Source organism: Nocardia sp. NPDC003345 (genome assembly GCF_053589395.1).
In genome coordinates this window covers 1-13,099 of record NZ_JBSFRU010000173.1, presented here as the reverse complement: position 1 = coordinate 13,099, position 13,099 = coordinate 1, and the positions used below count along the sequence as shown (strand labels likewise).

At 69.1% G+C, this 13,099-nt stretch carries 8 protein-coding genes and 1 pseudogene; 6 read left to right on the top strand and 3 right to left on the bottom strand.

Annotated elements, in window-relative coordinates:
- Positions 1-423: 423 nt before the first annotated feature.
- Together ACWDU1_RS19215 and ACWDU1_RS19210 are read left to right on the top strand one after the other, a co-directional pair.
- Complete coding sequence (locus ACWDU1_RS19215; protein ID WP_450000195.1) at positions 424-1,764, top strand: TerD family protein; 1,341 nt, start codon at positions 424-426, stop codon at positions 1,762-1,764.
- Positions 1,761-3,377 (top strand): TerD family protein, encoded by a 1,617-nt coding sequence (locus ACWDU1_RS19210; protein ID WP_450000193.1) that lies wholly within the window; start codon positions 1,761-1,763, stop codon positions 3,375-3,377. The genes ACWDU1_RS19215 and ACWDU1_RS19210 overlap by 4 nt, the downstream gene beginning before the upstream one ends.
- A gap of 127 nt (positions 3,378-3,504) precedes the next feature.
- Here the strand turns inward: ACWDU1_RS19210 and ACWDU1_RS19205 are convergent.
- From ACWDU1_RS19205 to ACWDU1_RS19195, 3 genes and pseudogenes are all read right to left on the bottom strand, one after another.
- Positions 3,505-5,112: pseudogene (locus tag ACWDU1_RS19205) on the bottom strand (glycosyltransferase family 87 protein); the annotation flags it as partial.
- A gap of 188 nt (positions 5,113-5,300) precedes the next feature.
- Complete coding sequence (locus ACWDU1_RS19200) at positions 5,301-7,904, bottom strand: transglycosylase domain-containing protein (RefSeq protein WP_450000192.1); 2,604 nt, start codon at positions 7,902-7,904, stop codon at positions 5,301-5,303.
- Positions 7,905-8,344: 440 nt separating this feature from the next.
- Positions 8,345-8,758 (bottom strand): DUF5318 domain-containing protein, encoded by a 414-nt coding sequence (locus ACWDU1_RS19195; RefSeq protein ID WP_450000191.1) that lies wholly within the window; start codon positions 8,756-8,758, stop codon positions 8,345-8,347.
- Positions 8,759-9,050: 292 nt separating this feature from the next.
- Between ACWDU1_RS19195 and ACWDU1_RS19190 the strand changes: the two genes are divergently transcribed.
- From ACWDU1_RS19190 to ACWDU1_RS19175, 4 genes are all read left to right on the top strand, one after another.
- Positions 9,051-10,139, top strand: a complete 1,089-nt coding sequence (locus tag ACWDU1_RS19190; protein WP_450000189.1) for a DUF1707 SHOCT-like domain-containing protein — start codon at positions 9,051-9,053, stop codon at positions 10,137-10,139.
- Positions 10,140-10,148: 9 nt separating this feature from the next.
- Positions 10,149-10,955, top strand: coding sequence for a DUF1707 SHOCT-like domain-containing protein (locus tag ACWDU1_RS19185; protein ID WP_450000188.1), 807 nt, complete (start codon positions 10,149-10,151; stop codon positions 10,953-10,955).
- A gap of 161 nt (positions 10,956-11,116) precedes the next feature.
- Positions 11,117-11,677 (top strand): PadR family transcriptional regulator, encoded by a 561-nt coding sequence (locus ACWDU1_RS19180; protein WP_450000187.1) that lies wholly within the window; start codon positions 11,117-11,119, stop codon positions 11,675-11,677.
- Positions 11,670-12,761: an inositol-3-phosphate synthase gene (locus tag ACWDU1_RS19175; RefSeq protein ID WP_450000185.1), complete on the top strand. Its 1,092-nt coding sequence runs from the start codon at positions 11,670-11,672 to the stop codon at positions 12,759-12,761. Before ACWDU1_RS19180 ends, ACWDU1_RS19175 begins: the two co-directional genes overlap by 8 nt.
- Positions 12,762-13,099 lie beyond the last annotated feature (338 nt).

The window sequence follows — 13,099 nt, the reverse complement described above, 5'->3', positions numbered from 1 at the left end:
CTTCCGATCACTGGCGGCTGCGCCGCTTCGCTTCGAGCGCTGCCAGCAGACGCGGGCCGAACCCTTTGGGGGCCTCGCTGGACTCGGCGCCGGGAGGGTGGCCGGGTTCTGGGGAGTGGCGGATCCGGATGTGGGGTGGGTGGGCGGTTTTTGAGGGGTGGGCGACTGAGGCGGAGACGGGGGTGGGCTGTGGTGCGAATTTGCGCCGAAGTTGGGGAAAAGGGGGGTGGGTTCCTTGATCATGTAAATACTCGAGGGTCGTGAACCTATGTATGGGCAACAGCCTCTGTACGAGCTCTGCCGTGAACCGGGGAACCTGGGTAGGTTTGCTGATCATCCAGTGCTCGGCGGTCGCGACCCACTCGGGGGCGCGAGCGCATCGTAGAGTGGCTTTCATACGCACCGACAAGCGAAGGGTCTGACTTGTCCGCAACACTCGCCAAGGGGCAGAACGGTCCACTGGCCACCAATGATGTGGTGATTTCGATTCAATTGGCCGCTCCGGCGGATCTGTCCGCACTATTGGTGACAGAGCAGGGCAAAGTCCGGTCCGACGCCGATTTCGTGTTCTACAACCAGCCGGCCGGTCCGGGGGTGAACCTGCGGCCGGGAGCGGCGGGGCAGCCGGCGTCGCTGGCGGTGGACCTGGGGTCTGTGCCGGCGGATATCGCGCAGGTACGGGCGGTCATCACGCTCGATGACCCCAATTCCAACTTCGGGCAGTCGGCGCCGCCGGTGGCGCAGGTTGCGGATCAGTCGGGCGCGCCGCTCTACGAGTACCGGATCGAGGGGCTCGCATCGGAATCGATCGTGATCGCGCTGGAGTTGTACCGGCGGCAGGGCGCCTGGAAGGTACGTGCGGTCGGGCAGGGTTACGCCGGCGGGTTCGCGGCGCTGGTCACCGATCACGGGGTGACCGTCGACGATTCGTCCGCCGAAACCCAGCAGGCCGCGTCCGCCCCGCCGCCTCCGCCGGTCCAGCAGACCGCGCCGGTTCCGCCGCCTCCGCCGGCGTCGTACCAGCAGCAGCAACCGCCGCCTCCGCCGCAGCAGCAGCCGACGGCGCCGTATCCGCCGCAGGGCGGGGGATATCCGCCGCCGCCCGGTCCGGGATATCAGCAGCCGGGGCAGCAGCCGCCCCCACCGCCGCAGCAGCCGCCCAACGAGATCAGTCTGAGCAAGACCGGCCCGGTGAGTCTGCAGAAGGGGCAGCGAGTCAGTCTCCGTAAGGAGGACGGCGCGGCGCTGACCTTCGTGAAGATGGGGCTCGGCTGGGATCCGGTACAGCAACGCGGCATGTTCGGCAGCCGTACCGTCGATATCGATCTGGACGCGTCGGTGGTGATGTTCGCCGATATGAATCCGATCGACGTCGCCTACTACGGGCAGCTGACCTCCAAGGACGGCTCGATCCGCCATCAGGGCGACAACCTCACCGGTGAGGGCGCCGGTGACGACGAGGTGATCCTGGTCGATCTCACCCGTATCCCGGCCCATGTGAACAACCTGATCTTCATCGTCACCTCGTACAAGGGGCATACCTTCGGCCAGGTGCAGAACGCGTTCTGCCGGTTGATCGACGGCGCGAACAACGGTGAACTGGCCCGCTACTCGCTCACCGGCGGCACCCCGACCACCGCGATGGCGATGGCGATGCTGTTCCGGGCCGGGCCGGATTGGAAGATGCAGGCGATCGGTGAGGGCTTCAACGCCAAACATCCGGGCGAGGCGATTCCGCAGCTGGGCCGGTTCCTGAGCGTATGAACGGATTCGGGGGCGGGGAGATGAAGCAGTTGCAGTCCGGGCAGAACATCCCGCTCGCGGGCGGGGTGGCCCGGTTCGAGGTGACCGCCGCCGTGCCGCTGGGTGTTTCGGCGCTGGTGGTGGCGGCGGACCTGCGGGTGGGTTCGCCCGACGATGTCCTGCTGGCCGAACGGCCGGCGGGGCCGGGCGTGCGGGTCGAACCGGCCGCCGCCGCGGTGGTCGTCACGCTCGACCAGGTACGCGCGGACGCGCAGGCCGTGCTGCTGATCGCGTCGGCGCCCAGCGGTACGGGGGTGCTCACCGCGAACCTGTCGGAGAACGATGTTCCGGCCGCCCAGTTCGTGATCGCACCGCGGGCCGGGGAATCGGCGCTGATCTGTCTCGAACTGTACCGGCGGGGCAGCGGATGGAAGTTGCGCGCGGTCGGCCAGGGCTACGCCGGCGGGCTCGCGGAACTGCTGCGGGCGCACGGCGCCGCGGAACACGCGCCGCGCGGGGCGGCCGGGCCGATCGGAGCTGCTCCGGTCGCGGCGGGTGCGACCACCGTGGTCGACGCCACCGTGGCGGCGGCCCCGGGACCGTCCGCCCTCCCGGGGCAGCCCGAACTGCCGCCCATCGAGGTCGGCCACGGGCTCGAACGGCTGTGGATGATCTTCGAGGACGCCGCGCGTTCGGCGGCCGCGCTCGAATCGGCGCGCGGTTACGCGACCGAACGGCTCGATCAGGAACTCTCGGCGGCGGTATCCGATCCGGCCACCCGCAACACTCCGGCCGCCGATACCGCCCGGGCCGCCGCCCAGCGCCGGTACGACGAGCTCACCGCTACCGCCGAGGCCGGGCATCAGCGCGACAGCCTGCAGTTGCAGCGGGAACTCGCCGAGGCGGAATCGGTGCTGCCCGCGTCGCTGGCCTCCTGGCACTCGCCGGCGTGGGACCGCCCGCCGACCCCGTCCGACGGCATCCGGCTGGGTGAGCTGTACGCGCTCGACCGGGGCGGGCTACGCGTGCCCTACTGCGTCCCCGTCCCGCTGAACCGGCCGCTGTGGGTCGACACCGAATCGACGGCGGCGGTGGCGCCGGTGATCGGGGCACTGCTGGCCCGATTGTTGCGTGCCGCTCCCGGCCGGCGTGCGGTCGTCGATATCGTCGATCTCACCGGCGGTTTCGCGGGCCTGCTGCCGCGACTGGCACCGGTGCTGGCCGAACCGCCGATCACCGATCACTCCGATATCTCGGCGCGGTTGCAGAAACTGGTCGACGCGGCCGAACTCGCCGAAATGGCCTACAACTCGGGACAGGGCGTTCCACCCGCCGAGCACCGCATCCTGGTGGCCGCGGATTTCCCGCACGGTTACCAGGCCGCGGACGCCCAGCGACTGGTGGCGCTGCTGGCCCGCGGCGAACTGATCGGCTTGTCCACGGTGATCGTCGGCGCGAACGAATCCGAATCCGCCGACGGCGCGGTCGCGGCGCTGTCCCGGTCCTGCCGGCATCTGCCCACCGTCAGCGGAACTCCGCTGTTCGATCCGTGGACCGGAAACGCATGGCAGCTGGATCTGGATCTGCTCCCGCAGGAACCGGAACAGCAGGCACGGATTCTGCGGTCGGTATAGCCGCATCGCGAAACGCGGTGGGTCCGGCCGGTTCGCGGGTCGCGGGCCGGCCGGCCTCGGCTCCGGAGTCACGGGAGCCCGCCCGCGCGGTCGCGGTGGCCCGGGTCCAATGGGTGTCCAGGGAGATCCGGGGTCGCAGGATCTCCGGAAGCCACGGCAGCAGCGGATCCGGAGCGCGGTCCACCACCCCGCCCACCGGGTCGTCGAGGTAGTCGCGCCGCACCAGATCTTCGTCGGGGCGATAGATCTGCCGGATGATCAGCCCGCAGAGAGTGAGGACGGCCAGGTCCCGCAGCAGCACGGTGCCGGTGAACCACTGCTCCGGCAGGCCTTTGCGGTCGATGCCGAGGTAGTAGAACATGCGCGGTACCCACACCAGCGCGTCGATCGTCATCCAGGCCAGTAGCACCCGCCGGTGCGGCAGCGCCAGCACCGCGATCGGCACCAGCCACAGCGAATACTGCGGGCTCCACACCTTGTTGGTGAGCAGGAAGGCCGCGATCACCAGGAAACACAGCTGTGCCAGCCGCGGCCGCCGGGGTGCGGTGAGCCCGATATAGGCGATGCCCAGGCAGGCCGCCGCGAACAGCAGCAGCGAGACCAGGTTGAGAACGGTGGGCGTCTCCCCGTGCCGCAGCGGTCCGTCGAACCCGGCCCAATCGGTGAACGACATCACCACGTTGTACAGCGAATCCGGGTCGGCATGGCGCGTGGTGTTGAGCCGGAAGAATTCCCGCCAGCCCTCCGGATACAGCGCGGCGATCGGCAGGTTCACCAGCCCCCAGGTACCGAACGCGCCCGCCGCGGTGAGCCCGGCCGCGCCGAGCGGGCGGGTGGCGAGCAGCCGGATGCGCATCGGTATCTCACCGAACCAGGTCGCCAGGGCGTCGCGGCTGTCGATATCGCGCAGCCGCACCGAGAGTTGCGCGCGCGGCGTTCGCTGCATCGGATCGGCGCGCAGGCACAGCACGAGGATCGGGCCGAGCAGGAGCAGCGGATACAGTTTCGCCGCGCCACCCAGCCCCAGCAGGACTCCCGCCAGCAGCGGCCGCCGGCGGGCCCAGGCGAGCAGCCCGAGCGCGGCGAACGCGGTGGCGAGGAAGTCGAAATTGGTGAACGCGTGCACGATCACCAGCGGTGAGCAGGCCACCAGGGCCGCGTCCCAGACCCGCCGCCCGGACAGCAGTGCGGTCGCCCAGATCGTTACCAGCCAGGCGACCGCCAGGCCCAGGGCCACCACATTGAAGTACAGAACCACCTGCAGCGCCCCGGGCAGCGGCCCGGCATCCCAGCTCTTCGCCACCAGCATGGAGACGTACTGGTAGAGCCCGGAAAGCACCGGGTATTCCATATGCCGGATCTCGGTATCACCGCCCGGCGTCTCCTCCACCCAGAACTTCTTGTACGGGAAGGCGCCCTCGTTGAGCCGCTCGGCGCCGTAGAGCGGCACGGTGTCCGAATAGCACATGGCCGTGTATTGGCGGCCGTCGTTCCAGTCGAGGGTGAGCCCGCCGCCGGCCACCTCGGTCTGCTGGATACAGCCGGCCTTGGCGAACCACCCCAATGCCAGGAAAACCACTGTGAAGGCCAGCAGCACCCGCATGGGGGTCCAGAAGCGGGCTCGCCCGATCAGCGCGTGATCGCCCACGGGGCCGCCGATAGCCGTGCACAGCTGCGCGGTCATCGAATCGTTGCGGCTGGGTTTGTCCCGGGCGTCGGCCGAACGCAGATCCAGGGCGAGCGGCGCGGGCGAATCGTAGCCGGTGGTGGCGGTCCGCCCGTTTCGGACGTTTCGGACCCCCTCGTCCGGCCCACCCGCCGGTCGCTGCTCGCTCACGGCACCCGAGGTTACCTGTTACCCGGGTCCGGGTTCGGACGGCGCCGGGTTGCGCCGTTCAGCGCGGCGCGGCCCGGAGGCGGGGGCTACCCGCCGTCGGGCCCGCCGCCGTCCCCGGAATCGGTGCCGCCGCCCGTACTCTCCTCGGTCCCGGCGCTCGGCGCCTGGGTGATCGTGGGCTGGGCGCCGGCCGTGGGCTGACCTGGCAGCGGACCCGCGCCGTTCCCCTGCGGCTGGCCGCCCGGGGGCTGTCCGCCCTGGGGTTGCGTCTGGCTACGCGGGTTCGGCTGGACGCCGGGCACCGGGATGGTGATACCGGGCAGAATCTCCACCTGGCTCGGCTGGATCACCACCGGCGGCTCGAACGTCGGCATCGTCGTCGAGGGCGCGGTGTACGGCGCGGTCCACTTCGGCACGCCCGCCTGACCCTTGATCGGGGCCGGTTTGGGGAACTTCTCGTTGGGCGTGCCCTCGAGCGCGCCGTCCATCGTGCCCTTCCAGATATCCGACGGCAGGCTGGAACCGTAGATCATCGCGCCGCCGAAATTACGCAGCGGCGAGTTGTCGGTGCTGCCGACCCAGACCGCGGTGGCCAGTGACGGCGTGTAGCCGACCATCCACGCGTCCTTGTTCTCGCCGGTATCGCCGAGCTGGGCGGTGCCGGTCTTCGCGGCCGACGGGCGGCCGCCGGCCAGCCCGTGGTTACGCGAATAGCCCGCGATCGGCTCCATGGCGGCGGTGACGTTGTCGGCGACCGCTTCGGAGACCCGGCGCTCACCGGCCGGATCGCCGCGGTCCAGCAGCACCTGGCCGTCGGCGGTGACGACCTTGGTCACGAAATGCGGTTTGTAGTAGGTGCCGGAGGCCGCCAGCGTCGCGTAGGCCGACGCCATATCCAGCGGCCGGGCCTGGTACTGGCCGAGGACGATACCGTTGTTCGGGCCCGCGCCGCCGGGTTCGGTCAGCGTCGCGCCGAGACCCGGCAGCTCTTCCGGAATGCCCAGCTTGTGACCCATATCGGCGATCTTCTGCGGGCCGTTCTGCATTTCGAGCTGCATCCGGTAGAAGCTGGTGTTCAGCGACCGCTTCAGCGCTTCGGCGATGGTGCAGACACCGCACTGCTCACCTTCGACGTTGGTGATCTCGATACCGTTGACCGTGATCGGTGAGCTGTCGTACATCTGCGAGAGCGGTACGCCGTTCTCCAGGTTCTGCGCGAGGCCGATCACCTTGAACGAGGAACCGGTTTGCAGTGCGGCGTTGGCGAAGTCGTAGCCGTAACCGTCCTCGCCGCCGTAGTAGGCCCGTACCGCACCCGATTTCGGGTCGATGGAGACCACGGCGGTGCGCAGTTTGTCCGGTTCGCCTTCCATATTGGTGCGGACGGAGTCGAGCGCGGATTGCTGTGCCTGGGCGTCGATGGTGGTGGTGATCTGCAGGCCGGCGGTATTCATCTGCTGTTCGCTGATCCCGGCCTCACCGAGTTCACGCAGCACCTGGGCCTTGATATGACCCTCGGGCCCGGTGGAATCGGTTTTCTGACCGGCCGCGCTGGACGGCTGCACCTGGGGATAGGTCATCCCGGCGCGCTGGGTGCGATCGAGATTACCGCCGGCGACCATACCGTCGAGCACATAGTTCCAGCGTGACTGCGCGCCTTCCGGATTGGACTCCGGATCCAGCAGCGACGGCAGCTGGATGGTCGCGGCCAGGACCGCGCCCTCCTCCGGGCTCAGCTCCTGCACCGGCTTTCCGAAATAGGCCTTGGAGGCGGCGTCGATACCGTAGGCGCCGCGGCCGAAGTAGATGGTGTTCAGGTAGGCGGTGAGGATCTCGTCCTTACTCCACTGCCGGGCCATCTTCGCCGAGATCACCAGCTCGTGGAGCTTACGGGTGAGGCTGCGCTCGTCGCCGACCAGCGCGTTCTTCACGTACTGCTGGGTGATGGTCGAACCACCGCCGGCGCTTTCACGGCCGAGGACGTTATCGCGCGCGGCGCGGGCGAAACCGGAAACCGAGAAGCCCGGGTTGCTGTAGAAGTCGCGGTCCTCGGCGGCGATCACGGCATTGCGCACATGCGGTGGGATCTGATCGATCGTCACATCGGTGCGGTTGCCCTGCGGCGGTACGACGCGGGTGATCTCCGTTTCCCCGTCGGCCGCGAGAATCGTTGCGACCTGGTTGGTTTTGAGGTCGCCGGGCTCGGGTACCGACACGGTGGAGTAGGCAATGAGGAACACCGTGCTGGGTACGACGATCGCGAGCGCGATCAGCACATAGGCGATCCGCCGCGCGATCTTCCACCGGTTCTTGCGTTTCGCGGCCGGCCCACGGCCGTCGGGACCGCCCGGTCCGCCCGGACGGCTGCCGGGGCGTCGCGGAGGAGGACCGCTGCCCGCCCCGGACCTGGTCGGACGACCGTCGGGGGCGGTGACCCGGCGTTCACCGGTGTTCGGTCCCGGACGCGGCCCGCCCGGGGCTATCCGTTCGCGCCTGGTCGGCTCCGCGGGTGCGCCGGGATTGGCCATCTTCGCGGTGCTCTGGTCCCCGCGCGGCGGGGCGGGTTCCCCCGGGCGCCCGCCCATCCGCTGGGTGGGCTGATTGGGCTGCGGTGGCCGTCCCTGGGGCGGTCGTCCCGGAGGCGGTCCGGGACGCTGCGGTGGCTGCTGGCCGCGGGGTACACCCGGCATCCCGCCGGAGGCGGGGCCGGGACGGCGGCCGTCGGGGCCGGGACGAGGACCCTGAACCGCCGGACGGGGGCCGCTCGGTGCCGGGCGCGGTCCGCCCGGACCGGGACGCGGGCCGCCCGCGGCCGGTCGCGGACCGGTGGGAGGTCCGGGCCGCGGACCCGGTCGTGGCGCACCGGGTCCCGGCGGGCGTCCGCCGGGACCCGGCCGCGGTCCGTTCGCGTTGGGCGCGGGGGGGCGGTTCGGGACACCCGGACGCTGCTGCGGCTCCCGGCCAGGAACCGGCCCGCGCTGAGTGCGACCACCGCGCGGGTCATCGCCGGGTGGGGGCTCGTAGGGCGAAGTCACTGACTAGGTCTCCAAAGCTCGTATCGGTCTGAAGGGCCCGCGCTCCGGCGCCCTGTTGGGCTCGGCACAGACACCATATTCGGGCCGGCCGGGGTTCATTCCGCGGCTGTGCGCCGGTTCACCCGGGAACCGGAACGCCGGCGCCCCGGAGGCTCGCCGAGCACATAGGACTGCACCAGGTGATTCCAGCTGCATGTCCGGCACACCTCGACGACGTGGACCGAGAATTCCTCTCTGGTCTCCGCCAGGCGTACCAGCTCTTCCGGGCTGCGCGCGGAACCCGCGACCGGCCCCAGGCCGTCGCCGTAGACCCAGGATACGAGGGTGAGTTGTTCCTTCCGGCAGATGGGGCATGTGACCTCGCTCCCCCGGCCGTGGAATTTGGCCGCACGCAGGAGGTAGGGATTGGCGTCACATACCTCGGCGACATCGACACGGCCCGCATAGACGTCAGCCAGCAGCGACTTGCGCCGGAGCGCATAGTCGACCACTTGCCGCTGAATTCGCACGCTCCCAGAGTAGCCGTGATGTTTTTGTGCCGCCCGGGGCTGCAGTGGATTCCCGGTGCCTGCACGGGCCCGGGGCTGTCGCGTGGGTCACCCGGCCGGCTTCCCCGTGGTCGGGTGAATCGGTGTCCACCGCTGATCCGTGTGGTCCGTGCGCATTACGATGCCGATCCGGTGGACCTTGGCGCATATGTGCCAAAAATAGTCGGTCACTCCGGAAGGCGGGACGGCGTCGGGCCGGTGAACGGCGCGGATCGAGCCCCCGAGCGTCGCACGCACGCCGTAATATTCGATGGTGTCCACAGCGCTACCCGGCCGGATGCGGGCCCGTGATCTCGACCGCGCGGAATTCGCGAGCACCCTCGACGCCGCTTACGCGGAGGGCCAGCTGGAGGCGGGCGAGTACCACGACCGCATCGCCGCCGCCCGGGCCGCCCGAACCCTGGGCGAACTCGCGGCGCTGACCGCGGATCTGCAGGCCGCGGGGGTTGTCCGTCCCCGGCCGGCCCCGCCCCCTCGGCCGGCGCGCGGTTATCCGCCGGACACCAGGGCGCGCGACACCGATCGCGAGGCGGCCGCGGAATTGCTGACCCGGGCCTTCGGCGAAGGACAGTTGACCGAGGCGGAATACCGGGCCCACACCGAACTGCTCGCCGATGCGACGACATTGGCCGACCTCGCCGATCTCACCGACGACCTGCAGGGTCCGCGGCATACGCCGGTCGCACCCCGGCCGGTGGGGGCGCGACCGTCCGGCCGGTACCTCGCGGTACTCGCCGTCGCCGCGGTCGCGGTGACTTTCGGCGCCTTCGCCCTGACCAGCCGCGACACGGACCCCGCGGCGGCGCGAACCCCCGTGGCCGCGGAGCCCGAGGTCGCCTCGCCGGCGCCACCGGAACCGCGGCCGGTCACCCCCGAGGTCATCGCGACCCCCGATCTCCTGACGGGGCCGGGTCTGGCCCAATTTCTCGCAGACTACCGGGCCGAATTCGGTGACACCCTCACCGACGACATCAGTTTGTTCCCCGAGCACGCGTCCGTGCAGCGGTCGGTGCCCGGGCAACCCAACCGGCTGGCCCACTACACCTATCGCTGGGGTTTCCGGCAGGACCGCGATATCACCACCCGCAAACTCGATACGCCGGTCATCGATCTGGCGACGGTGGACCTCGCCGCGGTGGCCGCCGTCGCGGCCGACGCCGGTGCCCTGATGAAGGTGCCCGACGGCAAGGTGTCCATGATCCAGTTCAAGCACCACCCCCTGTCCGCCGGTGCGGATCGGCCGGTGGTGGCCGTCTACGCCGACAATTCCTTCGATGAATCCGGTCATCTGCTGCTCGACCTCTCCGGTGCGGTGCTGCGGGTATGGCCCTTCGAGGGGTAGGAATCGGCGATGGCGAGATCGGAACAGGTCAGAGCACGCGACACCGATCGCGTCCAGATATGCGCGCTGCTGGATGCCGCGCTGGCCGACGGGCAGTTGAAAACCGCGGAGCACACCGCGCGAACCAGATCGGCCATGCGGGCCAAATTCGCGAGCGATCTGGACGCGCTCGTTCGCGACCTGCAGATACCCGGTGAGCTAGCGGGTGCCGCGGTGCTCCGTCGTGGTCGCGCCGCCCGGCCGTGGTGGCTCCCGGTCGCGGTACTGGCCGCCGCGGCGGTACTCGGGGCGGTGGCGGGACTGGCCCGCCCGGACGGCGGCGCGGCGACCACCGGCATCCTCGGCGGCGCCGGCGGCGACTCCGAATCGCTGCCGAGCCCGGTCACCGGTGCCGGGCTGGCGCGGTTCATCGACAGTTATCAGCGGGAGTTCGGCGACACCGTCGCCGACAAGGTCGACCTCTACCCGGACCGTGTCGTGTTCCAGCGGCTGGACCAGGGGTCGGCCGAGGTCTACGAGTTCGACGAGGACGGCTTCCACCTCAGTGACTCGAGCGTTTCGAGTTACTCCGAAGGCCGCCCGATCGAGCTGGCCGGTCTCGACGTGGCCGCGGTGGCGGCCGTGCTCGCGGGCGCCCCGGCCACGGTGGGCTTGGCGAACGGCGCCGTCGACGAGGTCGAGATCGGTTACGAGCTCATCGCACCCGAGGATGCCGGGCCCGTGGTGGATATCCGGGTCGAAGACGGCTCCGGTGCCCGCGGAACGGTCAAGGTTTCGATGGCGGGCCGGTCGATGGAAGTAGATCCGGCGCCCTGACCAGGTAGTTCGTACGATATCCGCGCCCGTCCGGGCCGTGGAGCGATCCCGCGCGTCTGTGTTGTGTATCGCGCTGAACTATGCGCGGTTATATCGGTGCGATATAGTTGGCAGTCGCATCCATTGGTTAGTTCTGTACGGAAGTCAGGGGGTGAAGCCCGGTGCTCGAACTGGCAATCCTCGGGCTGCTCCTGGAAGCGCCCATGCACGGCTACGAGCTGAAGAAGCGGCTCACCGGTCTGCTCGGGGCGTTTCGGGCTTTTTCCTACGGATCGCTGTATCCGACCCTGAAACGAATGCAGGCGGACGGGCTGATCGCGGAGGAAGTTCCCGAGGGAATGGCGACCACCCGCCGTGCCCGCCGGGTCTACCAGCTGACCCCGGAAGGCCGGGAGCGCTTCAAAGAGCTCCTCGCCGACACCGGGCCGGCGAACTACACCGATGACGGCTTCGGCGTACACCTGGCCTTCTTCAGCCGCACCCCCGCGGAAGCGCGGATGCGGATCCTGGAGGGCAGGCGACGCCAGGTCGAGGAGCGCCGAGAGGGGCTGCGGGAAGCGATCAAGAAGGCGAGCGGCTCGCTGGATCGCTACACCCGCCAACTCCATCAACTCGGACTCGAATCAAGCGAGCGCGAAGTGCGCTGGCTCAACGAGTTGATTGCGGCGGAGCAATCGACGAAGGCGGCACCACAGAAAGAAGGAAATACCGGCCATGAGTAGTGGAGACTCCAGCAAGTCCAGTGTTCGCGTCGCCATCGTAGGTGTGGGCAACTGCGCCTCCTCGCTGGTCCAAGGCGTGCAGTACTACCGGGACGCCGACGATTCCACGACGGTGCCCGGACTGATGCATGTGCGTTTCGGTGAATACCACGTGCGTGACGTGAAGTTCGTGGCCGCCTTCGATGTGGACGCCAAGAAGGTCGGCTTCGACCTGTCCGAGGCGATCTTCGCCAGCGAGAACAACACCATCAAGATCTCCGACGTAGCGCCGCTGGGCGTCACCGTGCAGCGCGGCCCCACCCTCGACGGCATCGGCAAGTACTACGCCGAAACCATCGAACTCGCCGAGGCCGAACCGGTCGACGTCGTCAAAGCGCTGAAGGACGCCGAGGTCGACGTCCTCGTGTCCTACCTGCCGGTCGGATCCGAGGAAGCCGACAAGTTCTACGCCCAGTGCGCGATCGACGCCGGAGTGGCGTTCGTCAACGCACTGCCGGTCTTCATCGCCTCGGATCCGGAATGGGCCGAGAAGTTCCGCGCCGCGGGCGTCCCGATCGTCGGCGACGACATCAAGAGCCAGGTCGGCGCCACCATCACCCACCGTGTGATGGCGAAGCTGTTCGAAGATCGCGGCGTCCAGCTCGACCGCACCATGCAGCTGAACGTCGGCGGCAACATGGACTTCAAGAACATGCTCGAGCGGGAACGCCTGGAGTCCAAGAAGATCTCCAAGACCCAGGCGGTCACCAGCAACCTGCAGAAGGAAATGGGCGCCAACGATGTGCACATCGGCCCCTCCGACCACGTGGGCTGGCTCGACGACCGCAAATGGGCCTACGTCCGCCTCGAAGGCCGCGCCTTCGGCGACGTCCCGCTGAACCTGGAGTACAAGCTCGAGGTGTGGGATTCGCCGAACTCGGCGGGCATCATCATCGACGCGGTTCGCGCGGCGAAGATCGCCAAGGACCGCGGGATCGGCGGGCCGGTCATCCCGGCGTCGGCGTACCTGATGAAGTCCCCGCCGAAGCAGCTGCCGGACGACGTCGCCCGGACTCAGCTGGAAGCCTTCATCATCGACGCGTAATGCGTGCGGCGCCTCTGTGTGGCGTCGGTGGGTAAGGATTATTGCCCGTGCCCCCGGACCGGTTGCTGGTTCGGGGGTGCGGGTTTTTCGGTGGTTGGGGGATGTTGGTCGGGGGAGGTGGCTTGTGAGGTGGCGTTGTTCGTGAGAGTGGGGATGTGACCTGGGGTGGGAGGTGGACAGGTGGTCTTGCTCGGGAAGGTGGGAGGTGACCTTGCTCGGCAAGGTGAGAAGGTGTCCCCGCTCGTCAAGGTGCTGTGTTTATTGGCGCGCCTCCGGCGCGCGGGGTTCGGCCCCTGAAGCGTCTGCTGTCAGCGCTCGAGACTCGCGGCTGCGCCGCC

Excerpts from the sequence above, each read along its gene's own strand:
- ACWDU1_RS19185 (WP_450000188.1), top strand. The coding sequence starts at position 10,149 with ATGGCGAGATCGGAACAGGTCAGAGCACGCGACACCGATCGCGTCCAG.
- ACWDU1_RS19200 (WP_450000192.1), bottom strand. The coding sequence starts at position 7,904 with ATGCCGGGTGTACCCCGCGGCCAGCAGCCACCGCAGCGTCCCGGACCG.
- ACWDU1_RS19175 (WP_450000185.1), top strand. The coding sequence starts at position 11,670 with ATGAGTAGTGGAGACTCCAGCAAGTCCAGTGTTCGCGTCGCCATCGTA.
- ACWDU1_RS19210 (WP_450000193.1), top strand. The coding sequence starts at position 1,761 with ATGAACGGATTCGGGGGCGGGGAGATGAAGCAGTTGCAGTCCGGGCAG.